The sequence below is a fragment of the uncultured Pseudomonas sp. genome (assembly GCF_913774235.1).
Classification (GTDB): domain Bacteria; phylum Pseudomonadota; class Gammaproteobacteria; order Pseudomonadales; family Pseudomonadaceae; genus Chryseomonas.
The window spans coordinates 41430-63424 of record NZ_CAJYDW010000007.1 but is presented as its reverse complement, the minus strand read 5'-3'; the positions used below and the strand labels follow the sequence as shown (position 1 = coordinate 63424).

The window sequence follows — 21995 nt, the reverse complement described above, 5'->3', positions numbered from 1 at the left end:
GGTGTCTGATTTAAATTTGTATTTTCGGAGTGCTTGCTAGGAAGGCTTCTTGTTGAACTTCTCTAGCATTTCTAATGACCCGTCCCAATTGGGTGGGGTTTTCCAGTCGGGATGCTTTTTTTTGCCTAGTATGGCTCCGAGGTAATATTTTTTTTCTAGGTAAAAAACTTTACCATCCCATTTTTTACTGTCTAAAAATCGCATTAAAATGGGAGTTTTAGGATCTTCCATTTTTAAGTTTTCTGCTGTTTCTTCATAGCCAATCATCTTGTTGTTAGAGTTTTCAGAAATTTCTTTTTGTATGGATATTTCTTTGAAAAATATTTCTGATGTTTTTGATACTATATAATCGTTTTTGAAATTAAAGCTGTCAGGTATTTGGGTTGTTATTTTTTTTAGATGTTTTTTGTTAGATTCTGTAAGCAGAAAATTTTCTTCGATGAATTGTATTAGTGTCATGGGCGATACACCTCAATGTCTTTTTCACGAATACCCTTTAAAAGCACCTCTTGCTCACCCCAGCGATCTTCAGAGTACTGCCAAGACCATTTTTCACCCACTTTAGGGGCTCCTGTCTTAACACGTAGTATGAGGCCGCCTTCTTCTGCGAATTTTTTAGCGACTTCCGGTGATCTTGTCCAAGATGTGTATGCACTTTCCGCAGAGCGTCCCCCATAGTTATGTTCTTCTGGAGTTACCGTCCCATCGATTTTTCCTGGAATCACTCGACCATTGAAGGCCTCGTGTTCTGCTGGGTGCCCTTTACGGATACCTCGATATAGGTAGCTGCCCTCGTCGCTTTGAGGCAAGTGGGGTAAAGATTCATACCTTTCCTTTCGGCGTAATTCGTGGGGCTCGTCGAATCCCGGACACTGCCCCCTGACATTCGCCAACCCCAGCGGATCCACCCAGCCGGTGGGATTGGGCGCATAGCGATAGCTGTTCAACCCACCCGCCAGCCGGATGGGGTCGGGGGTGATGAAGCTGCCCGTCTCCGGATGATAGTAGCGGTGGCGGTTGTAGTGGAGGCCGGTTTCGGGGTCGTGGTATTGGCCCTGGAAACGCAGGGGTTGGGCGATCTGCTCGACGTCCAGGCGGGCCAGGTTGCCGTAGGCGCGGTAGCGGGCGGACCAGGCGAGGGTGCCGCTGGCGTCGGTGAGTTCCTGGGGCGTGCCGAGGTGGTCGAGATGGTAGTGGTAAGGGCGGACCGCTGCCGGGCCTTCGCCGTCCAGCAGGGCCAGGGGGCGGAAGGTGCCGGGCTCGTAGAGATAGCTGCGGTAGCCGTCGGGGCCGCTCTCGGCGACCAGGCGGTCGCCCTGCCAGAGGAATTCGGTGGTGCGTCCGGCGACGGTCTTGGCGATGCGGCGGCCGAAGGCGTCGTAGCGGTAGTGGGCTGTGCTGCCATCGGGAAGGGTGGCCTGGATGAGGCGGTGCTGGCTGTCGTAGCGGTAGTGGGTGACCAGCGCCTGGGCGCGGCCGCGGCGTTCGCGGACGAGGTTGCCGTGGACGTCGTAGTCCAGGTGGCGATCGCCGTGCAGCAGCGGACGGTTGCCCTGGACGCTGCCGGTGTCGCGACTACCCAGCAGGGTGCCGGCTGGGTCGTGGGCGAAGGTCTCGGGCAGTTCGCCGCGCACGGCGACCAGGCGATCCAGGGGGTCGTAGCGGTACTGGGTCTGGCCTTTGCGGGAGTCGTCGATGCCCAGCAGGTTGCCGCTGGCATCGTAGTGGTAGCGGCGTTCGAGCAGGAGCTGGGCACCGCTCTCCAGGCGATGGGCCCGCAGGCGACCCTGATCGTCGTGGCGATAGTGGCTGGCCAGGGCGCCCTGCTGACGCTGTAGTTCCAGGCCGCCGGGGGCGTGCTGGTGGCGGGTCAGGGGGTGGCCGTTGAGGTCGATGCCAGCCAGCACGCCACCGGGGCCATAGTGGTAGTGCAGCCGGTTGCCGTCGGGCAGGCGGCTGTGGCTGAGCTGGCCGCGGGTGTCGTAGCCGTAGGTGAAGCTGGCCCAACCCTGATGCTCCTCGATCAGGCGATCCTGGTGGTCGTAGCGGTAGGCAAGCGGCCAGTGGCCGTCGTCGACGCCGATCAGCCGGCCGAGGGCGTCGTAGGAGTAGTCCACCTGGGTGCCATCGGGGAGCACTTTGCGTTGCAGGCGGCCTTCGAGATCGCGTTCGTAGCGGGTGGTAAGAGTGCTGCCGTCGCTGCCGTGCTCGGTCTTTTCGCTGAGGTTGCCGGCGAGGTCGTAGGCGTAGCTGCAGGTGCGGCCGTCGAAACCGGTTTCGCTGCGTATCAGGCCGTTGGGGTGGTAGTCCAGGCGGTAGTGTTCGCCGCGCTCGTTCTCGATGTCGGTGAGCAGCAGGCGGGCGTGGTCGTAGCGATAGCTCAGGGCGCTGCCGTCCGGATTGAGACGGCGGGTGACCAAGTGCAGGCCATCGTCGTATTCGTAGCGCGTCACCCGTCCGAGTTCGTCACGTTCGGCGGTGACCTTGCCGTAGGCGTTGTAGCTGAAGGCGCGGCTGGCGCCGCCGGGGAGCCTGAGTTGACGCAGGCGGCCGAGGGCGTCCCACTCGTAGTGGGTGACGGCGCCGTTTTCCTGCTGGCGATAGGTCTGACGGCCGAGGGCGTCGTAGCGATAACGCCGCAGGCCGCCGTCGGGCAGTTGCTCTTCGATGAGCTGGCCGGCGAGGTTCCAGGTGAAGCTGTGGCGGCTGCCATCGGGATGCTCGATGACGGCGAGGCGACCCTGGGCGGTGTAGCGATAGCGGGTGGTGTGACCGTCCGGATCGGTGCGGGCGGTGAGATCGCCCTGAGCGTTGTGTTCGAAACGCCAGGTGGCATCGCCGCGGACCAGGCTGTGCAACTGCCCGTCGCAGTAGCTGTAGTAGGTCGGCTCGTCCTGGGCCGGATAGCGCGCGAGCAATTGGCCGGCGGCGTCGTATTCGTAGCGGACGAGGGCGCCGAGGGGATCGCGCTCGCTGAGCAGTTGGCCCTGGGCATCGTAGGTCTTCAGGGTTTCCGCGCCGTCCGGGTCGACCTGGCGCACCAGGCGGGCGTTGGCGTCGTGGCGGTAGTGCTGCTGGCTGCCGTCACTGAAGGTGACTTGGACGGAGCCGTCGTCACTCCAGAGATAGCGGCTGTCCAGTTGGCCGATGCTGGACCAGTGGCGCACGCAGCGGGCGTCGCGGCCTTCGCCCTGCCATTCCCAGAAAAAGGCCGCACCACCCGCCAGGTGGCGTTCGAGGATGACGTGACGCTCGTCGTAGGTATAGCGCTCGGTTTCGTCCAGGGCATTGCTGGCGGCCAGCAACTGGCCATTGGCGGCGTAGCGATAGCGCACCAGGGTCTGCAGGGTCTGCCAGGAGGCTTCGTGGTGGTCGCCCGGCTGGCGCACCTGGTAGTCCACGGCGGCAATACGGCCCTGCTGATAGTCCAGGCGCAGGGCGCGCAGGCCGTTGCTCAGGCGCTGGATGCGGCCCTGGGCGTTGCGCTCGACGCTCAGCCGATTGCCGTAGGCGTCGCTGATGGCGACCAGTTCGAGGCGGCGGAAATGATAGAAGCGCGGACTCTCGCCGGCCTGGGCGAGGATGAGTTCGTCCGGCTGCTCGCCGAGGTAGAGGGCGGCGCGGGCCAGGCGGTTGCGGATGGCCGGCCGCTGCTGGCTGGGCAGCGGAAAGGCGGTGCGGCGATTCTCCTGGTCGGTCCAGATCAGCTGCTCGCCCTGGCGCTCCAGGCGATGGGCCAGGGCGTGACTCCAGCCGGGTCCCAGCCCCAGGTCGCTGTCGCAGGCGCTGCTGCGGTAGAGGCGGGTCCAGGCGAAGGGCAGGGGGCCGTCCAGCTCGGCATCGGTGAGGGTGAGCAGTTCCTCGCCGGTCACCATGGACACCGGGCAGCCGTCGGTGCAGGTCAGGGCGGCCGGTTCGGCGGGCTTGCCGCTGGGGGTGCGCGCCGGGGTGGAGACGTCGTCCACCTGCGGCTCCTGGCTGAGGCGGGTGGCCTTGCGGCTCTTGCCGCGGGCATAGGGCGCGGCATCGGCGCGGATCTGCTCCACCGCGGCGCCGTTGCGCAGTTCCACGGTGGCCTTGCGCGCGGCGTCCAGGCTGGCGCTACCCTGGGCCAGGATCGGCTTGGCGGCTTCGCTGTGGGGTTTGGCGTGACGGGCGCAGCGCTGCATCAGGGCTTCGGCGAGTTCCTGGATCAGGCCCAGGGCGCGACCACCGGCGGCGACCCGCGCCACCTTGCCACCGAGGCGCACGGCGAGGCCGATACCGCCGGTGAGCACGACGCCGATCAGCACATTGAGCAGCACCTCACCGGTGAGGGCGCCAACGACCTCGGCGGCGGTGGTGGGCGGCAGCAGCTTGACCCAGGCGACCAGGGCACAGAGGAAGATCCATAGCAGCGGCTCGTCGCCGGCGATGAGCAGGGCGGTATGCAGCTTGTCCTTGCCCGCGCTGTAGAGCTGTTCCAGGGCCTGGGGATCGAGCAGCTCGCGGAGCTTCTCCAGGTGCTTGCGCGGGTGGGCGATGACCTCGAACAACTGGGTGAGGTCGTCCCAGAGATTGATGATGGAGCGCAGCAGGCCTTTCCAGGCGGCTTCCAGCTGCAAGCCGACCTTGCCGCCGGCGCTGGCGCTGCGATAGGTCGCCCAGGAGGGCTGGTGCTTCTGCGTCCACTCCTGCTGCAGCCAGGCCTGGAGATCGTCGATCACGCCCTGGTAGGAGCCGTAGAGGGTCTCCAGATGGGCGCTGGTGACGTTGGGAAAGAAGGTGACTCGATAGCGCTGGTAAGGCGTACAGCCGGCGAAGGTATGGGTGCCGTCGGCACCGATGACGGCGCTCTGGGCGGCGCCCGCCGCGACCGCACCACTGCGCCGGGGGCCGCGGCCCTCGTTCACCGGGACGATGCTGACCGGGGTATTGCCGATGGGCACGAAGCGCGCCGCGTCGAAGCAGTGGATGAGGGTCAGCTTGCCGTCGACCGGGCAGGTGGCGTAGAGGCTGACCTGGCCCTTGCTGTCCTTGTCGCGGGTGACGACTTCCTCGCCCACGGTGAATGTTTGTTCGACGTCCAGCACCCCGCCGTACCAGGCCTCGGCGAAACCGCGGTAGTCGACCAGGCAGGTACGGAAGTCCTGCAGGACCGTGCGGATGTCCGGCTGGGCGAGGTCGAGGGTGATGGGCAGGGTGCCCAGCGGTGGAAGCGGGGTGGTCATCGAGCGAACTCATCCATGAGAAAGGCCTTGAGCAGCTGGGGATCGCGGGCGTTCGCAGGCGTGACCTGGCGGACGAAACGGTCGATCTTGAGGCGCAGGTTGGCGGCGGGTAACTGGTAATACAGCGGGGCTTCCTCCTGCTTGAGCCACTGCAGGAGGTTGTCGACCAGGGTGGTGGGATCGGCGGCGGCCAGTCTCTCCAGGAGGTCGGCCGGGACCTGCCACCAGGGAAAGTCCCGCGCGGGACCCGCGTCCACGGTAGGCAGGGCGAGGGCGGTGCCCTGGATCAGGTAGCGGGTGAAGACCGGCAACACCGGCGCGAAGGCCTCGCCGAGGTGACGCAGCAGCGGTAGCAGGTGGCGACCGTCCCAGAAGCGAAAGAAGGTCGCCTGGCCATCGGGTAGCCACACCTGGGTGAGGCTGCGCAGGTGCGCCTGGATCAGGGCCTGGGGCTGCGCCGACACCGCCAGCCAGCCCCAGTCGCCTGCGGCCTGCTCCGCGATCCAGTCGAGGAAGGGATCGTCCGGGGCGAGGGGGGCGAGGTACGGCATGATCGCCTGCCAGCGGGCGTAGGGCGTGCCCTGCCACAGGGGCAGGGCGTCGGCGACCGGACTGCGCTGGTAGTAGTGCCTGAGCGGCGCAGCGGGGCTGGCATTGCCCAACACGGCGTAGAGCCGCTGGCCCGGGATCAGCGGCTGGGCGGCCAGCCATTGGCGGGGAGACAGCGGCTCAGAGTTCACAGTGGCCGTCCTTGCAGGGCTGGCACTCCTCGCAGAAGGCCGCGCTGCGCTGGAAGGTGTTGATCTGGGCCGGACTCAGCAGGGCACCTGCCTGGCCGTCGACCACCGCCTGGGCGATACCGGGCAACAGGGGCGCGGCAGCCTTGCCGCTGCCTGGGCTGCCGCCGCTGTTGAGGGTGATGTTCGGCCCGACCAGGGTGAGGCCGCCGGCATCCAGGGTGACGAAGCTGCCGCCGGCCTTGAGGGTCAGGCTGGCGCCGGCTTCGAGGACGACCTTCTGGCCGGCATAGAGGTGGATCTCGCTGCCGGCCTCGACGAATTGGCTGGTGCCCAGGCGCAGGTGCTGGCTGTCGGCGATGCTCAGGTGGTCGTCGGCGCGCACCTCGGTACGGCGTTCGCCGTGAGTGATGCGGTGCTCCTCGGCGTGGAATTCGCTGTAGCTGTTGGCGCGGATGCGCTGATGGCGCTCGTGGCCGATCTCGCTGCGATGATCGTGGCCGATGCGCTCGTCCCAGTCGCGCTGGGCGTGGATATGGATCTCCTCCTGGCCCTGACGATCCTCGATGCGCAGTTCGTTGTAGCCGCCACCGCCGGGGCTGCTCAGACTCTTGAAGCTGCTGCGGGTCTTGTCCTTGGGCAGTTCCAGCGGCGGACGATGCTCGGCGTGGTACAGGCAGCCAGTGACCAGAGGCTGGTCGGGGTCCCCTTCGAGAAAGCCCACCAGTACCTCCATGCCGATGCGCGGCACGGCCAGGGCGCCGTAGCCGTTGCCGGCCCAGCCGCTGGCGACCCGCAGCCAGCAACTGGTGCGCTCGTCCGCCTGGCCTTCGCGATCCCAGTGGAACTGCACCTTGACCCGGCCGAGGGCGTCGCAGTGGATCTCTTCACCGGCCGGTCCGGTGACCACGGCGCTTTGGGCGCCGAACAGCCGTGGCTTGGGATGGCGTAGCGGCAGGCGGAAGGGCACAGTCCAGGGACGGGCGACGAAGGTGTTGCGATAGCCCTGGCGGAAGCCGTCGTCCGGCTCCCGCCGGTCGTCGCTGGTGATGCTCTCTTCGAGCACCTGGGGTTGGCGCCCCTGGTGGTGGAGCTCGGTCAGCAGCCAGAGCTGGTTCCAGTCGGCGCGGGGGTGGTGCTCCAGCGGCAGGAAGTGGCCGCTGACCAGGCGCGGCTGATCGCTCGTGCCCCTGGCCTGGTGGGCGTCGGCCCTGAGGCTTTCCAGGCGTCTATTGCTCAGGCGCTGGCCGGTGTCACGGTCGGTGAAGCGACCGGGGAAGCCGTAGTGTTCCAGTGCGGGTTGGATGCGGGCCTGGGCGCTGCTTTCCAGCCGCAGGCGCGGTTGCAGGCAGTCGTGATCGCGCAGGGTGGCGGCACTGCTGCGGGTCTGCAGGGCGACGTCGAAGCGTCGGACCACGGGTTCGTCCGCCACCAGGCCGCTGCCGGGCAGGTAGCGGGTGGCGCCCAGGCGGGGAAAGCCGGTGGCGTCATCGCCGAACACCAGCACATGGCCGTCGGGGCGGTGTTCGTGGTGATAGTGCAGGCCTTCCTCCTCGCACAGGCGATTGAGGAAGGCGAGATCGCTTTCGCCGTATTGCACGCAGTAGTCGCGTGGCGGATAGACCGTGGGACCGAGGACGAATCTGTGGTCGCCTTCGAGGATGCCGTGTTCTTCGAGGAGCTGGGCGAGGATCTGCGGCACGCTGCGCTGCTGGAAGATCCGCGAACTGACGCGATGGGCGAGGTAGGCGAGCCGCGGCACCAGGTCGAGGCGATAGCGGGTGAGACGCTGGCCGGAATCGCCCTGGGCGACGGCGGCCACCTGGCCATGGATGCCGGTGCCGTCGGCGGCCAGGCTGAGGAAGGCGCGGCGATGCAGCAACTGTTCCAGCGGCCAGTCCGATCTTTCGCTCACCAGTTCGAGTTGGAAGCGATAGGGCTGGCCGATGGCCTCGGTGCCGTCGAAGGCGAGGATCTGGAAGTCGTGGGCGACGCCTTCCAGCGTCAGGGTGAATTGCGGGGCATTGGCCGGGCTGAACATCGCATCGCGTCCTTGCGAATTGAAAGCCCGGATTTTGTTCGGCGGCTGTGCGCTGGCTCAAGCGCTGTATCCCGCATTTTAGAGCGGTTTCACAGGCGAATTCTTGCGCAATCCCGCGCTAGAGCGCGGTGAAGAGGTCGCGTGCGGGCGGCAGGGCGCCTTCCAGTTCCAGCAGGAATTGTTTGGTCGGCAGACCGCCGCCGAAACCGGTGAGGGCGCCGGAGGCACCGATTACCCGGTGGCAGGGCAGCACGATGGGCAAGGGATTGCGGCCATTGGCAGCGCCCACCGCGCGCATCGCCTGGGGGCGGCCGAGATGGGTCGCCAGCCGGCCGTAGCTCCAGGTCTGGCCGTGGGGGATCTCGGCCAGGGCGCGCCAGACGTCCAGCTGGAAGGGCGTGCCGCGCGGCGCCAGGGGCAGGTCGAAGGTCCGGCGGCGTCCGGCGAAATACTCGCCGAGTTGGCGTCGTGTCTCGGCCAGCACGGGATGCTCGGCTTGGACCCAACTCGCGTCACGCTTGGCCGGATGACGATTCTCGGGGAATTCCACCACGCGCAGACCGCTGTCGTCGGCGGCCAGGGTGAGGGGGCCGATGGGGCTGTCTAGCAGGCAGTAGGCGATCATCACGGCGACTCCTTGGCGAGGCGCGTGGGGACGGGTTCGGCGGGAGCGTCGGCGGGCGCCTTCCAGGTGGCTTCGCGCCAGACCTGCATCACCCCGTAGGCGCGCCAGGGCCGCCAGGCTTCGGCGCGGGCATGGAGCGCCTTGGCGGTCAGGCGTTCGCCCGGTGGCGCTAGGCGCTTCTGCAGCACCAGGTCTTCCACTGGGCAGGCGTCGGGATGGGCCAGGGCGCGCAGGGCGATGTACTGGGCGGTCCAGGGGCCGATGCCCTTGAGGGCGATCCAGCGCCGGGCGAAATCGTCCAGGGTGCGGCCGGTGTCGAAATCCACCTCGCCGGCGCGCAGGGCCCGGGCTACGGTGCCCAGGGTGCCGGCGCGGGCACGAATCAGGCCGAGGCCGGTGAGCTCTTCCAGGGCGGCGTCGGCCAGGGCCTCTACCGTGGGAAAGAAGTGGTGCAGGCCCGCCGGTGGGCGACTGGCATCGCAGGCGGGTTCGCCCCAGGGTCGCCCGAAGCGCTGCACCACCCGGGCGGTCATGGTGGTGGCGGCCACCACGCTGACCTGTTGGCCGATGACGGCGCGCACGGCGATCTCGAAGCCGTCCCAGCCGCTGGGTAGGCGCAGGCCGGGGCGCCGGGCCACCAATTCGGCCAGGGTCGGATCGACGGCGAGGCCCTGGCCGATGGCTTCGGGATCGGCGTCCAGATCGAACATGCGGCGGATGCGGGCTACCGCCGCCTGCAGTTCGCCGGGGGTGGCGCCGTGCAGCTCCAGGCGTAGTGCCGGGGTGTCGGCATCCCAGGCCGAGACGCGCAGCCAGCCCGGCTGCTCGGGGGTGCCGATCACTCTGGCGTAGCTGGTGTCGTCCAGTACCTCGACGCCGGGCAGGGCATGGCCGCGGAGGAAGTCCAGCTGGGCGCCGAAGTCGTAGGGCGGACGATAGGCCAGGCGCAGGACCAGCACCGGCGAGGCCGCGACCTGGCCCTTGCGTAGCTGGCTGGGGGCCAGGCCATAGGCGCCGCGGAAGGCATCGTTGAAGCGTCGCAGACTGCCGAAGCCGGCGGCCAGGGCTACCTCGGTGATGGGTAGCCGCGTCTCGCTGAGCAATTGCTTGGCGAACAGCAGGCGGCGGGTGGTGAGCACCGCCAGGGGCGCGGCGCCCAGGCGCTCGACGAACAGCCGGCGCAGCTGGCGTTCGCCGAGGTCGAGGCGGGCGGCGAGGGCGGGCAGGCCGCCATCGTCCAGGCCTTCGTCCATCAAGCGCAGGGCACGGGCCAGGGTGGCGTCGCCGCGTTGCCAATGGCCGCCGGCAGGGGAGAGTTCCGGGCGGCATCTGAGGCAAGGCCGATAGCCGGCGGCTTCGGCGGCCGCGGCGCTGGGGTAGTAGCTGACGTTCTCCGGCCGCGGCGGTTGCGCCGGGCACACCGGCCGGCAATAGATGCCGGTGGTGAGCACCGCGGTGTAGAACAGGCCGTCGAAGCGCGGGTCCCGCGCCAGGCGGGCGCGTTCGAAGGCGGGAATGTCGGGGAAGGCGTTCATGGCGGCAGGTTAGCACCGCCGGGGAGGGGTGACTGGCCGTTTTCGGACAGGGTCGCTGAAGTGGGTCTATAGGTTTGATCGCGGCCATGGGCCGCTCCTACAGAGGCGTCCGTGCCTGTAGGAGCGGCCCATGGCCGCGATTGCCTTGCACCGACCAAATCAGAAATCCCAATCCTCATCCTCGGTGCTCACCGCCTTGCCGATGACATAGGACGAGCCCGAGCCGGAGAAGAAGTCGTGATTCTCGTCGGCGCTGGGCGACAGGGCGGCGAGGATCGCGGGGCTGACGTCGGTCATGCTGCTGGGGAATAGGGCTTCGAAGCCCAGGTTCATCAGCGCCTTGTTGGCGTTGTAGTGGAGAAATTTCTTCACGTCCTCGCTCCAGCCCACGCTGTCGTAGAGGTCCTCGGTGTAGGCCACTTCGTTGTCATAGAGGTCCTGCAGCAGCTCGTAGGCGAAGTCCTTGACCTGCTGGCGGCGCTCCGGGCTTTCCTTGGCCAGGGCCTGCTGGAATTTGTAGCCGATGTAGTAGCCGTGCACCGCCTCGTCGCGAATGATCAGGCGGATCAGGTCGGCGGTGTTGGTCAGCTTGGCGCGGCTGGACCAATACATCGGCAGGTAGAAGCCCGAATAGAAGAGGAAGGACTCCAGGAAGACGCTGGCCACCTTGCGCAGCAGCGGGTCCTCGGCGTGGTAACGCTCAAGGATCAGGTCGGCCTTGGTCTGCAGATAGGGATTCTCTTCGCTCCAGCGATAGGCCTCGTCCACGTCCGGCGTCGAGCAGAGGGTGGAGAAGATCGAGCTATAGGAGCGCGCATGGACCGCCTCCATGAAGCCGATGTTGGCGATTACCGCTTCCTCGTGAGGGGTGACGGCATCGGCCAGCAGGGTCGGGGCGCCCACGGCGTTCTGGATGGTGTCCAGCAGGGTCAGGCCGGTGAAGACGCGGATGGTCAGCTGCTGTTCCTTGGGTGTCAGGGTCGCCCAGGAGGGGATGTCGTTGGACAGCGGGATCTTTTCCGGCAGCCAGAAGTTGCCGGTCAGGCGATTCCACACCTCCAGGTCCTTGTCGTCCTGGATACGGTTCCAGTTGATGGCGTTGATGCGGTTCAGGCGCGGCGCTTTGACGGATGCGTTCATGGCGATTTCCTCACAGGCTGCAGGACACGCAGCCCTGCACCTCGGTGCCTTCCAGGGCGGCCTGGCGCAGGCGGATGTAATAGAGCGTCTTGATGCCCTTCTTCCAGGCGTAGATCTGCGCCCGGTTGATGTCGCGGGTAGTGGCGGTGTCGCGGAAGAACAGCGTCAGCGACAGCCCCTGGTCGACATGGCGGGTGGCCTCGGCATAGGTGTCGATGATCTTTTCCGGACCGATCTCGTAGGCGTCCTGGTAGAACTCCTGGTTGTCGTCGGCTAGGTAGGGCGCCGGATAGTAGACGCGGCCCAGCTTGCCTTCCTTGCGGATCTCCACCTTGGCGACGATGGGATGGATGCTCGAGGTGGAATGGTTGATGTAGGAGATCGAGCCGGTCGGCGGGATGGCCTGGAGGTTGCGGTTGAACAGGCCGTGCTGCATTACCGACGCCTTGAGTTCCTGCCAGTCCTCGCGAGTCGGCAGGCGGATGCCGGCCACCTCGAACAGCTCGGCCACCCGCGCGGTGCGCGGGGTGAAGTCGCCGTTAACGTACTGGTCGAAATACTCGCCGCTGGCGTACTTGGAATCGGCGAAGCCCTGGAAGCTCTGGCCGCGCTCGATGGCCAGGCGATTCGAAGCGCGCACCGCATGGTAGGTGACGGTGTAGAAGTACAGGTTGGTGAAATCCAGGCCTTCCGCCGAGCCGTAGTGGATGCGCTCGCGGGCCAGGTAACCGTGCAGGTTCATCTGCCCCAGGCCGATGGCGTGGGAGGCGGCATTGCCGGCGGCCACCGAAGGCACGCAGCGGATGTCGCTCATCTCCGAGACCGCGGTGAGGCCGCGGATGGCGGTCTCCACGGTGCGGCCCAGGTCCGGCGAATCCATGGTGCGGGCGATGTTCAGCGAGCCCAGGTTGCAGGAGATGTCCTGGCCGACGTGCTGGTAACCCAGGTCTTCGTCGAAGCGACTGGGGGTGTTGACCTGCAGGATCTCCGAGCAGAGGTTGCTCATGTTGATGCGCCCGGCGATGGGATTGGCCCGATTCACCGTGTCTTCGAACATCAGGTAGGGGTAGCCGGATTCGAATTGGATCTCCGCCAAGGTCTGGAAGAATTCCCGGGCGTTGATCTTGCGCTTGCGGATGCGCGCATCGGCTACCATCTCCGCGTACTTGTCGCTGACGCTGATATCGGCGAAGGGCACGCCATAGACCCGCTCCACGTCGTAGGGCGAGAACAGGTACATGTCGGCGTTGCGCTTGGCCAGTTCGAAGGTGATGTCGGGGATGACCACGCCGAGGGACAGGGTCTTGATGCGGATCTTCTCGTCGGCGTTCTCGCGCTTGGTATCGAGGAATCTCAGGATGTCCGGGTGGTGGGCATTGAGATAGACGGCGCCGGCGCCCTGGCGCGAACCCAGCTGGTTGGCATAGGAGAAGGCGTCTTCCAAGAGCTTCATGATCGGGATGATGCCCGAGGACTGGTTCTCGATGCGCTTGATCGGCGCCCCCACCTCGCGCACGTTGCTCAGCAGGAAGGCCACGCCGCCGCCACGTTTGGAGAGTTGCAGCGCCGAATTCACCGCGCGGCCGATGGACTCCATGTTGTCTTCGATGCGCAACAGGAAGCAGGACACCAGCTCGCCGCGCTGGCGCTTGCCGGCGTTGATAAAGGTGGGGGTGGCCGGCTGGAAGCGCCCGCTGATCATCTCGTCCACCAGGGATTCGGCCAGGCGCTCGTCACCGCGCGCCAGGCTCAGGGCGACCATGCACACCCGGTCTTCGTAGCGTTCCAGATAGCGCTGGCCGTCGAAGGTCTTGAGCGTGTAGCTGGTGTAGTACTTGAAGGCGCCCAGGAAGCTCTGGAAGCGAAATTTGTAGGCGTAGGCGCGCTCGAACAGCGCCTTGACGAAGGCCGGGGCGTATTGCTCCAGTACCGCCGCCTCGTAGTAGCCCTTGTCCACCAGGTAGCCGAGTTTCTCGTCCAGGTTATGGAAGAACACGGTGTTCTGATTGACGTGCTGCAGGAAGTACTGCCGCGCCGCCTGGCGGTCCTTGTCGAGTTGCAGCTCGCCGTTGGGACCGTAGAGATTGAGCATGGCGTTGAGCGCGTGGTAGTCCGCCTCGCTGCCGGTCGGGGTCAGGCCTGACGTTGCCAAAAGTCGTTCACTCCCGTGCGCACCCGGTCGACGTCCTCCGTCGTGCCGAGCAATTCGAATTGGTAGAGCAGGGGTACCGCGCACTTCTGGGCGACGATGCGTCCGCCCAGGCAGTAACCCTCGCCGAAATTGGTATTGCCCGCGGCGATGACGCCACGGATCAGGGCGCGGTTATGCGGATCGTTGAGAAAGTGGATCACCGGCTTGGGCACCGCACCCTTGCTGCCACCGCCGCCGTAGGTGGGCAGCACTAGTATGTAGGGCTCGCGGGCCTTGAGCGGTTCGGCGGCGGGATCCTGGGGGATGCGCCGCGCCGGCAGGCCGAGTTTCTCGACGAATCTGTGGGTGTTCTCCGAGGTGCTGGAGAAATACAGCAGCTCGCCCATGATCTGAGCGCCTCAGGCCACCAATTGGCCAAGCTTGTCCGGGCGGAAGCCGGCCCAGTGGTCGTCACCGGCCACCACCACCGGCACCTGGCGATAGCCCAGGGATTCCACGGTCTGGCGCGCCTGGGCGTCCTGCTCGATGTCCACCACCTGGTAGGCGATCCCCTGGCGATCCAGGGCGCGGTAGGTGGCGTTGCACTGCACGCAGGCGGGCTTGCTATAGATGGTGATGGTCATGGCTGACTCCTGTCCGTAGTGGGCGAACGCAAAGGAAAAGCCTCTCGCCAAGCGGTGTTTGCCAGCGCGGCGCGGGTCCTTTTCTTTGAGTTCGACTTGGGCCTCAAGTTCGACACAAATACTACATATAGTGCTTTTTCGTTTCTACACCACAATCAATAGGGTTTTTGATCCAGGTCATGGCTCTGGTCTATCACCCTTGGATGACCCTTTATCCAGGCGAGGCGGCGCCTGTCGCGGCATGCCGGGAAGTAGTCCTGAAGGTCTTTGTACTACCTCCGGCCCTTCCACCGCAGACCGCGACCTTTCGCCGATACCGCAGCTGCCCCAAGCCAGACGGCATAAATTTCTTCCGTCTGCCAAGGCGGGCACCTTTTTGTAGTGAGAACGGCAAGCCGGCTACCGCGGCGACTCCCATTCGTCGCCGAACGCCCGCATAATCGGCCTTTCGCTAGCGCTTGAGTCCGTCTTCGCATGAGTTCTGCCCGCTATCGCCTCGCTCTCAACGGCTACGGTCGCATCGGTCGTTGCGTCCTGCGTGCCCTGCACGAGCGCGGTGCGGCGAGCGAGCTGACCATCGTCGCGCTCAACGATCTGGCCGACCGGCCAAGCCTCGAATACCTGACCCGCTTCGATTCCACCCATGGCCGCTTTCCCGGGCGGGTGGCGCTGGAGGGCGAGCGCCTGCGCATCGGCGACCAGACCCTGCAGATCCGCCGCGAGGCCGAACCCGAGCGGGTGGACTGGCAGGCGCTGGACGTCGACCTGGTGCTGGAATGCTCCGGTGCCTTCAGCACCCGTGCCGAAGGTGGACGCTTTCTCGCCGCAGGTGCCCCGCGGGTGCTGTTCTCCCAGCCCATGGCCAGCGAGACGGACGTGGATGCCACCGTGGTCTATGGCGTCAACCAGCTGAGTCTGCGTGGCGACGAGACGCTGGTCTCGAATGCTTCCTGTACCACCAACTGCAGCGTCCCGGTGCTGAAACTTTTGCACGAGACCTTGGGTCTGGAGTACGTCTCCATCACCACGATCCACTCGGCCATGAACGACCAGCCCGTGATCGACGCCTACCATGCCGAAGATCTGCGGCGGACGCGCTCGGCGTTCCAGTCGATCATCCCGGTGGCGACCGGCCTGGCCCGGGGGATCGAGCGCCTGCTGCCGGAGCTTGGCGGCCGCATCCAGGCCCGCGCCGTGCGCGTACCCACGGTCAACGTTTCCTGCCTGGACATCACCTGCATCGTCGGCCAGGACACCACGGCCCCTGCGCTCAACACCCTGTTGCGTGACGCCGCCCAGAGCGGGCCGCTGGCGGGTCTGATCGACTACACCGAGTTGCCCCACGCCTCCTGCGATTTCAACCACGATCCCCATTCGGCCATCGTCGATGGCAGCCAGACCCGCGTCTCCGGCCCCCGGCTGGTCAATCTGCTGGTCTGGTTCGACAACGAATGGGGCTTCGCCAACCGCATGCTCGACGTCGCCGGCCATTGGCTGCGCATCGCCAAGCCCACCTGAACCAAGCACAACTAAGGGATTGCCTGTATGTCCGTGTTGAAAATGAGCGACCTCGATCTGAAGGGTAAGCGCGTCCTGATTCGCGAAGACCTCAACGTTCCGGTGAAGGAAGGCCAGATCAAGAGCGATGCCCGCCTGGTCGCCGCCCTGCCGACCCTCAAGCTGGCGCTGGAGAAGGGCGCCGCGGTGATCGTCTGCTCGCACCTGGGCCGTCCCACCGAGGGCGAATTCAGCGAGGAAAACAGCCTGGCGCCGGTCGCTGCCTACCTGAGCAAGGCCCTGGGCCGCGAGGTACCGCTGGTGCAGGACTATCTGGACGGTGTTCAGGTCGAGCCGGGTCAACTGGTGCTGCTGGAGAACGTGCGCTTCAACGTGGGCGAGAAGAAGAACGCCGATGAGCTGGCGAAGAAATACGCCGCCCTGTGCGACATCTTCGTCATGGACGCCTTTGGCACCGCCCACCGCGCCGAGGGCTCGACCCACGGCGTGGCCAAGTTCGCCAAGGTCGCCGCGGCCGGTCCGCTGCTGGCCGCCGAGCTGGACGCCCTGGGCAAGGCACTGGGCAACCCGGCCCGCCCGATGGCCGCCATCGTCGCCGGCTCCAAGGTCTCCACCAAGCTGGACGTGCTGAATTCCCTGGCGCAGATCTGCGACCAGTTGATCGTCGGCGGCGGCATCGCCAACACCTTCCTGGCGGCGGCTGGCTACAAGGTCGGCAAGTCGCTGTACGAAGCCGATCTGGTGGACACCGCCAAGGCCATCGCCGCCAAGGTCAGCGTGCCGCTGCCGGTGGACGTGGTGGTCGCCAAGGAATTCGCCGAGACTGCCCAGGCCACCACCAAGTCCATCAACGACGTGGCCGACGACGACATGATCCTCGACATCGGCCCGGTCAGCGCCCAGCAATTCGCCGACCTGCTGAAGTCGGCCAAGACCATCCTCTGGAACGGTCCGGTCGGCGTCTTCGAATTCGACCAGTTCGGCGAGGGCACCCGCACCCTGGCCCAGGCCATCGCCGACAGCGACGCCTTCTCCATCGCCGGGGGTGGTGACACCCTGGCCGCCATCGACAAGTACGGTATCGGGGAGAAGGTCTCCTATATCTCCACCGGCGGCGGCGCCTTCCTCGAATTCGTCGAGGGCAAGGTGCTGCCGGCCGTGGAAGTTCTCCAGCAACGCGCCCAGGAGTGATCGCCATGCGTACGCCGCTGCTCGTCTGTTCCGCTGTCTTCATGCTGGCCGGTTGCGCCGGTGGCAATGCCGACAAGGCCTGCGCGGTGTTCGCGCCGCCACCCGCGGCGGCGGCCACGCCCACGGCGCAGAACGGCGAGCGCGTCGATACGCTCAATGGCAATCCCAGCCGTCCCAGCAGCGGTTGCGCCCAATGAAAGGGCGCTTCCTCGGCCTCGGCCTGCTGAGCGCTGCGCTGCTGGCCGGTTGTGCCGGTCACGGCGCTCGGCAGACCAGCGGCTGGACCCACTGGGTCTGCGATTCCAAGGCGGCCTTCGACTGGCGCTATGTGGATCGCAGCCAGTCCATCGTCGACCTCAAGCTGGAAAGCGATGGGCTGATCCGTCACCTCAATCGCGAGCCGGCCACCGACGGCCAGTCCTACACCGACGGGCTGGTGGCTTTCCATATCCGCGGCGACCAGGGACTCGTCTACTGGATCGCCGGCAATGACCTCATCGGTCGTGGCTGCCGGGCGCCGTGAACCGGCGAATGTCAGCTGAACCGATTAATCCACGGCGGCCAGGGGTCGGCCGCTTGAACCCTGCCAGCCGCTCATGCAGGCTGGCGCCACCACCGCCTTTGTTAGGGAGATAATCACCAATGGCACTCGTCAGCATGCGTCAGCTGCTGGATCACGCCGCCGAATTCGGCTATGGCGTCCCGGCCTTCAACGTCAACAACCTAGAGCAGATGCGCGCCATCATGGAAGCCGCCGACAAGACCGATTCGCCGGTCATCGTCCAGGCCTCCGCCGGTGCCCGCAAGTACGCCGGCGCTCCCTTCCTGCGTCACCTGATCCTGGCTGCGGTGGAAGAATTCCCGCACATCCCGGTGGTCATGCACCAGGACCACGGCACCAGCCCCGACGTCTGCCAGCGTTCCATCCAGCTGGGCTTCTCCTCGGTGATGATGGACGGCTCGCTCAAGTCCGACGGCAAGACGCCTTCCGACTACGACTACAACGTACGCGTCACCCAGCAGACCGTGGCCTTCGCCCATGCCTGCGGCGTGTCCGTGGAAGGCGAGCTGGGTTGCCTGGGCAGCCTGGAGACCGGCATGGCCGGTGAAGAAGACGGCGTTGGCGCCGAGGGCACCCTGGATCACAGCCAGCTGCTGACCGATCCGGAAGAAGCCGCCCAATTCGTCAAGGCCACCAAGGTCGACGCCCTGGCCATCGCCATCGGCACCAGCCACGGCGCCTACAAGTTCACCAAGCCGCCGACCGGGGACACCCTGTCGATCCAGCGCATCAAGGAAATCCATGCGCGCATCCCGGACACCCACCTGGTCATGCACGGCTCCAGCTCGGTGCCCCAGGAGTGGCTGAAGATCATCAACGAGTACGGTGGCGACATCAAGGAAACCTACGGTGTGCCGGTCGAGGAGATCGTCGAGGGCATCAAGTACGGCGTGCGCAAGGTCAACATCGACACCGACCTGCGCCTGGCCTCCACCGGTGCCATCCGCGAGTTCATGGCCAAGAACCCTGCCGAGTTCGACCCGCGTAAGTACCTGGCCAAGACCGTGACCGCCATGCGCGACATCTGCATCGCCCGTTACGAAGCCTTCGGCACCGCCGGCCAGGCCTCCAAGATCAAGCCGATCTCCCTGGATGCCATGTTCGAGCGCTATGCCCGTGGTGAGCTGGACCCCAAGGTCAACTGATCCCGGTAACGAAGAAGGCCCCGTTCGGGGCCTTTTTTTTTGCGCGGAAGAAGGCCTCAGGCGGAGCGGCGCAGCGAGGGCGCATTGTCCGCTTCGGCCAGCAGGCACCAGCGCGCCAGGTGCAGCCAGGCACGCTGGTGCAGCTCGCTCAGGGCGGGCAGCAGGCCGGCGCTATGGCGATAGAGGGCGGAGGGCGAGTCCTGCGCCAGGTCCAGTTGCGGGCAGTGCCGCTGCAGGTGCTCGCCCAGGCTGACCTCGGTGATGGACGACGGCAGGCGCAGGGGCGATTGCAGCCAGAAGGTCACCCGGCGTTGGTGATCCTGCTTGGCGAAGTCGCACAATTCGTTGATGCGTGGCGAGCCCTGCAGTTGCCGTTGCAGGGTGCGGTACTCCTTCACCAGCAGACGTGCCTCGCGCAGGCGCTCCACCTCCGGATAGTGCTCGGCGAGGGTGACGAGCAGTTGGAAGCACTCGCGTGCCTGCGCCTGGCCGGGCCGGTGCCGGGCGAGGGCCAGCTCGAGGCGCTGGCGATACAGCGGCGCCAGCTGCTGCAACTGCTGCCGGGACGGGGTCTGCCAGGTATCGATGGCGCGATAGTCCTGCAGATGCTGTTGGTTGAATTCGCCCTCGCCGCGTACCGCCTGGGCGAGGCCGTGGATGTGCAACTCCTCGTAGAAGGCCAGCAGGCAGCGGCGTTGGGCTTCCTTTTCCGCCTCCTGCCAGGCCCGTGACGTCTGCTCGGCCAGGCGCTGCAGACGCTCGCGAACGGCCTCCACCGTGAGGGCGCGGGTCGGGCGATCCAGCGGCAGGTGCAGCGGCAGCCAAGGCGAATCGGACCAGGGATGACCGCTCCACAGGGCGAACTCCTCGCCGGCATCCCGCTCCAGCTCCGGTACCAGGTCGGCGACCGTAGCGCCCCGCTCGCCAGATGCTGCGCAGCCCGCCTGGCGATACACGGTCTCGGTGAGGGCCCGTCCATGGGACTCGTAATGGTCCAGCAGCGCCTGGGCCGGGCGTTGGTCCTCCAACAGCGGCTGTTGCTCAAGGGCGTTCACCCAGCTGACCCGCTGTTGATCCGCCGGATGGCGCTGCCAGTAGCGACTGGCCTGGGGCGGGGTGAGCGACGAACGCTCGGACTGCCTGGCCAGCAGGGCCTCCACCAGTTCCAGCAGATTCCCGGCGAGGCCCTGCTCCTGCTGCGCGGCGAGACTGCGGCGACGGGCCTCACGCCAGGCCTGGCTGGCACCGCGGCGGCGCAGCGCGGTCCGGCGAAAGTCGTCGCTGCCGCCGAGCTGGGCTTCGTAGTGATCGGCCCGGGCTTCGCGGCGCTGACTCGCGGCCTGGGTCAGGCGCCGTGCTGCAGCGAACAGCAGTCGCGCCCAACCCCGTGCCAGCCGTGGGCGACGGCGCATCCAGCGGACCGGATGCGGCTCTTGGCCGAGGCGTTCCAGCCAGGCGAGGCTGGCGTTGAGCAGGCCGCCGCCGAAGGCATCCAGCCAATGGACCTGGTGTCCGAGCGCATGGGCTAGGCTGGCCAGGTACTGGCGGGTGGTCAGGGCCGGCAGCAGCGGCAGGCCCAGGTACAGGGTGCGACCGGCCCCGGCGAGGCGGATATCCGCCTCGGCGCTGAGCAGGATGCGGCGTGGCGGGCGCACGCCCATGGCCCGGCAGAGCGAGTCGACCATTTGCCACAGGCCAGGCTCCCGCGCCTCGGTCAGTGGCAGCGTGGCAACCGCTTCAGGGTGCCGGCGCAGGGGCGGTAGCAGGAAATCGACGGCCAGCCAGGTACCCAGCAGGGCGGTCGGCAAGCCGAGAGTGCAGGCGATCAGAACGTCCTGGTGCAGCAGACCGGCGAAGGCGTGCAGTGCAGCCAGGGCCAGCAGGAGGCCGAGCAGCCCGGGCAACAGATAGAGGAGGGACAGCAGCAGGGCGGTGCCGACGGCCGCCAGCAGTTGTAGCCGGCGCCCGAACGGGAAGGCCGGGCGTGGCAGGCCGGACGCTCGCAAGGCGGCCAGCCGTGCCTGCAGATCGAGATCCTGGGCGAGCGGTGGTGCCCCGTCGCGTTCTTGCAGGTGCACCTGGAGGCCTGCATCCGTCAGGCGCTCGACCCAATCGTGGGCCTCCGCGGCGGACAGATCGCGTTTGAGGATGCCGGTCGCCGGCGGCAGCAGTCGTTCGGCCTGCTCCGGGGTCAGCTTCAGGTGATAGAGCAGGCTGACCCTGAGGGTGTCGGTCGGGACATCGGGGCGGCAACCGCCGCTGAGGTGGAGATCGTAGCGAGCCATGGGCAATCCTTTGCACGGTCGTTCGCCGGGGGGACGAGGTAGAAAACACCGGGGATTTCTACCTGACTCCTGCAACGAATTTGCGTGCACAGCTCGCACTTATTCGGCTGGCGAGGGCTCTGGCGCGGCCCTTTTGCCGATTCGTGACCGATTAGGCGTTCGTCTCGGTCAAAACCTCTTCCATCCAGGCAACCATTCCCGGGCCGTTCATGTCCAGGCAGACCGTCACCGGCGGATTGCTCGACCAGCGACCATCCTGATAGGCACGACCCTCCGGGGCGAAGAAGGTCTGGCCTTCCGCGAGTCCTTCGGTGCCGACGCTCAGATGGCCGCGGGCGGTGCGGAACAACTCCGGCCGGCGCAGGAAGGCGAGGGCACAGCTGTCGTGGGGATGGCAGCCGTCGATGTCCTTCACGCTGCGATAGAAATCGGCATAGAAGTCGTAGCTCTTGGCCAGTACCTCGCCCAGGGCCCCCTGGCACGCGGCGATCCGCTGCAGGCGTGGCGGGTCCAGCACGGCGCGGTGGGTGGCATCCAGGCCGACCAGCGTCAGCGGCCAGGATGCGGCGAAGACCCGGGCGGCGGCATGGGGATCGGAGAAGATGTTGGCTTCCGCCACCGGCGTGACGTTGCCCGGTTCGACGATGGCGCCGCCCATCACCACCACCTGGCGGATGCGCTGGGCGACATCCGGGTCCAGCGCCAGGGCGAGCGCCAGGTTGCCGAGAGGACCGACCGCCACCAGAGTGATCTCGCCCGGGCGCAGGCGGCTCTGCTCGACGATGAAGCGGGCGGCATCCAGGGCATGGGGCGTGCGGCTGGGCGTCGGCAGCGCTTGGTTGCCCAGGCCATCCTGGCCGTGCACGTGCAGGGCGTGGTTGCCCGCCGGCTTGACCAGGGGTTCGGCGACCCCGGCGGCGACCGGGACGTCGCGGCCGGCCAGCTCGGTGAGCAGCAGGGCATTGCGCGTCGCGGTGGTGACCGGGACGTTGCCGAAGGTGGTGGTCAGGCCGAGCACCTCGAAGGCGGGGTCGGCGAACAGCAGGGCGATGGCCTGGGCGTCGTCCACGCCAGGGTCGGTGTCGAAGATGATGGGAAGGGGCAAGGGACTTTCTCCGGCTCGAATCTCATCCCAGGCTACCCGAGCCGGGGTGACTCAAGCCAGGCCCGGACGGAAGGCGCCAGGCGATCCAGGTCGAAGCGAGCGAAGGTGACGCACGGCCGAGCGGGG

Annotated in this window: 17 protein-coding genes; 5 read left to right on the top strand and 12 right to left on the bottom strand. The window is 66.4% G+C overall.

Annotated elements, in window-relative coordinates:
• Positions 1-36 precede the first annotated feature (36 nt).
• The 10 genes from QZ471_RS07385 to nrdH form a co-directional block, all read right to left on the bottom strand.
• A complete protein-coding gene (locus QZ471_RS07385; RefSeq protein WP_295462281.1) occupies positions 37-459 on the bottom strand; it encodes a hypothetical protein in 423 nt (140 codons plus the stop codon).
• Entirely contained in the window at positions 456-5210 is a 4755-nt protein-coding gene (locus tag QZ471_RS07380; RefSeq protein WP_295462279.1) for an RHS repeat-associated core domain-containing protein, read from the bottom strand. Before QZ471_RS07380 ends, QZ471_RS07385 begins: the two co-directional genes overlap by 4 nt.
• The gene (locus tag QZ471_RS07375; RefSeq protein ID WP_295462277.1) at positions 5207-5950 is read right to left on the bottom strand and encodes a DUF4123 domain-containing protein; all 744 of its coding nucleotides are present in this window, start codon (positions 5948-5950) and stop codon (positions 5207-5209) included. The genes QZ471_RS07380 and QZ471_RS07375 overlap by 4 nt, the downstream gene beginning before the upstream one ends.
• Positions 5940-7988, bottom strand: a complete 2049-nt coding sequence (locus QZ471_RS07370) for a type VI secretion system tip protein VgrG (RefSeq protein ID WP_295462275.1) — start codon at positions 7986-7988, stop codon at positions 5940-5942. Before QZ471_RS07370 ends, QZ471_RS07375 begins: the two co-directional genes overlap by 11 nt.
• Positions 7989-8106: 118 nt before the next feature.
• Positions 8107-8613: a methylated-DNA--[protein]-cysteine S-methyltransferase gene (locus QZ471_RS07365; RefSeq protein ID WP_295462395.1), complete on the bottom strand. Its 507-nt coding sequence runs from the start codon at positions 8611-8613 to the stop codon at positions 8107-8109.
• Positions 8613-10148 carry a DNA-3-methyladenine glycosylase 2 gene (locus QZ471_RS07360; protein WP_295462273.1) on the bottom strand — a complete coding sequence of 512 codons (1536 nt, stop codon included), beginning with the start codon at positions 10146-10148 and terminating at the stop codon, positions 8613-8615. The genes QZ471_RS07365 and QZ471_RS07360 overlap by 1 nt, the downstream gene beginning before the upstream one ends.
• 159 nt (positions 10149-10307) lie before the next feature.
• Positions 10308-11288 (bottom strand): class 1b ribonucleoside-diphosphate reductase subunit beta, encoded by a 981-nt coding sequence (nrdF, locus tag QZ471_RS07355; RefSeq protein WP_295462271.1) that lies wholly within the window; start codon positions 11286-11288, stop codon positions 10308-10310.
• A gap of 10 nt (positions 11289-11298) precedes the next feature.
• Positions 11299-13440 (bottom strand): class 1b ribonucleoside-diphosphate reductase subunit alpha, encoded by a 2142-nt coding sequence (gene nrdE, locus QZ471_RS07350; protein WP_295462268.1) that lies wholly within the window; start codon positions 13438-13440, stop codon positions 11299-11301.
• Positions 13422-13826 (bottom strand): class Ib ribonucleoside-diphosphate reductase assembly flavoprotein NrdI, encoded by a 405-nt coding sequence (nrdI, locus tag QZ471_RS07345; protein WP_027598230.1) that lies wholly within the window; start codon positions 13824-13826, stop codon positions 13422-13424. The genes nrdE and nrdI overlap by 19 nt, the downstream gene beginning before the upstream one ends.
• Before the next feature lie 12 nt (positions 13827-13838).
• A complete protein-coding gene (gene nrdH, locus QZ471_RS07340; RefSeq protein WP_058761494.1) occupies positions 13839-14063 on the bottom strand; it encodes a glutaredoxin-like protein NrdH in 225 nt (74 codons plus the stop codon).
• A gap of 474 nt (positions 14064-14537) precedes the next feature.
• On the opposite strand from nrdH, the gene epd reads away from it, so the two are divergent.
• From epd to fba, 5 genes are all read left to right on the top strand, one after another.
• Positions 14538-15581, top strand: coding sequence for an erythrose-4-phosphate dehydrogenase (gene epd / locus QZ471_RS07335; RefSeq protein ID WP_295462262.1), 1044 nt, complete (start codon positions 14538-14540; stop codon positions 15579-15581).
• A 27-nt stretch (positions 15582-15608) separates the two neighbouring features.
• Positions 15609-16772, top strand: a complete 1164-nt coding sequence (locus QZ471_RS07330) for a phosphoglycerate kinase (RefSeq protein WP_295462260.1) — start codon at positions 15609-15611, stop codon at positions 16770-16772.
• A 5-nt stretch (positions 16773-16777) separates the two neighbouring features.
• Positions 16778-16969 (top strand): hypothetical protein, encoded by a 192-nt coding sequence (locus QZ471_RS07325; protein ID WP_295462258.1) that lies wholly within the window; start codon positions 16778-16780, stop codon positions 16967-16969.
• Positions 16966-17295: an MliC family protein gene (locus QZ471_RS07320; RefSeq protein WP_295462256.1), complete on the top strand. Its 330-nt coding sequence runs from the start codon at positions 16966-16968 to the stop codon at positions 17293-17295. The genes QZ471_RS07325 and QZ471_RS07320 overlap by 4 nt, the downstream gene beginning before the upstream one ends.
• A gap of 119 nt (positions 17296-17414) precedes the next feature.
• Positions 17415-18479 (top strand): class II fructose-bisphosphate aldolase, encoded by a 1065-nt coding sequence (fba, locus tag QZ471_RS07315; RefSeq protein WP_058761498.1) that lies wholly within the window; start codon positions 17415-17417, stop codon positions 18477-18479.
• A 56-nt stretch (positions 18480-18535) separates the two neighbouring features.
• On the opposite strand, the gene QZ471_RS07310 is transcribed toward fba, so the two are convergent.
• Both QZ471_RS07310 and QZ471_RS07305 read right to left on the bottom strand, forming a co-directional pair.
• Positions 18536-20764: a M48 family metallopeptidase gene (locus QZ471_RS07310; protein WP_295462253.1), complete on the bottom strand. Its 2229-nt coding sequence runs from the start codon at positions 20762-20764 to the stop codon at positions 18536-18538.
• A 151-nt stretch (positions 20765-20915) separates the two neighbouring features.
• The gene (locus tag QZ471_RS07305; protein ID WP_295462251.1) at positions 20916-21869 is read right to left on the bottom strand and encodes a nucleoside hydrolase; all 954 of its coding nucleotides are present in this window, start codon (positions 21867-21869) and stop codon (positions 20916-20918) included.
• Positions 21870-21995: the final 126 nt, after the last annotated feature.

Coding starts and splice junctions, on each gene's coding strand:
- QZ471_RS07365 (WP_295462395.1), bottom strand. CDS start 8,613: ATGATCGCCTACTGCCTGCTAGACAGCCCCATCGGCCCCCTCACCCTG.
- QZ471_RS07385 (WP_295462281.1), bottom strand. CDS start 459: ATGACACTAATACAATTCATCGAAGAAAATTTTCTGCTTACAGAATCT.
- QZ471_RS07380 (WP_295462279.1), bottom strand. CDS start 5,210: ATGACCACCCCGCTTCCACCGCTGGGCACCCTGCCCATCACCCTCGAC.
- QZ471_RS07320 (WP_295462256.1), top strand. CDS start 16,966: ATGAAAGGGCGCTTCCTCGGCCTCGGCCTGCTGAGCGCTGCGCTGCTG.
- fba (WP_058761498.1), top strand. CDS start 17,415: ATGGCACTCGTCAGCATGCGTCAGCTGCTGGATCACGCCGCCGAATTC.
- QZ471_RS07370 (WP_295462275.1), bottom strand. CDS start 7,988: ATGTTCAGCCCGGCCAATGCCCCGCAATTCACCCTGACGCTGGAAGGC.
- QZ471_RS07310 (WP_295462253.1), bottom strand. CDS start 20,764: ATGGCTCGCTACGATCTCCACCTCAGCGGCGGTTGCCGCCCCGATGTC.
- nrdH (WP_058761494.1), bottom strand. CDS start 14,063: ATGACCATCACCATCTATAGCAAGCCCGCCTGCGTGCAGTGCAACGCC.
- nrdF (WP_295462271.1), bottom strand. CDS start 11,288: ATGAACGCATCCGTCAAAGCGCCGCGCCTGAACCGCATCAACGCCATC.
- epd (WP_295462262.1), top strand. CDS start 14,538: ATGAGTTCTGCCCGCTATCGCCTCGCTCTCAACGGCTACGGTCGCATC.
- nrdI (WP_027598230.1), bottom strand. CDS start 13,826: ATGGGCGAGCTGCTGTATTTCTCCAGCACCTCGGAGAACACCCACAGA.
- QZ471_RS07330 (WP_295462260.1), top strand. CDS start 15,609: ATGTCCGTGTTGAAAATGAGCGACCTCGATCTGAAGGGTAAGCGCGTC.
- QZ471_RS07325 (WP_295462258.1), top strand. CDS start 16,778: ATGCGTACGCCGCTGCTCGTCTGTTCCGCTGTCTTCATGCTGGCCGGT.
- QZ471_RS07360 (WP_295462273.1), bottom strand. CDS start 10,148: ATGAACGCCTTCCCCGACATTCCCGCCTTCGAACGCGCCCGCCTGGCG.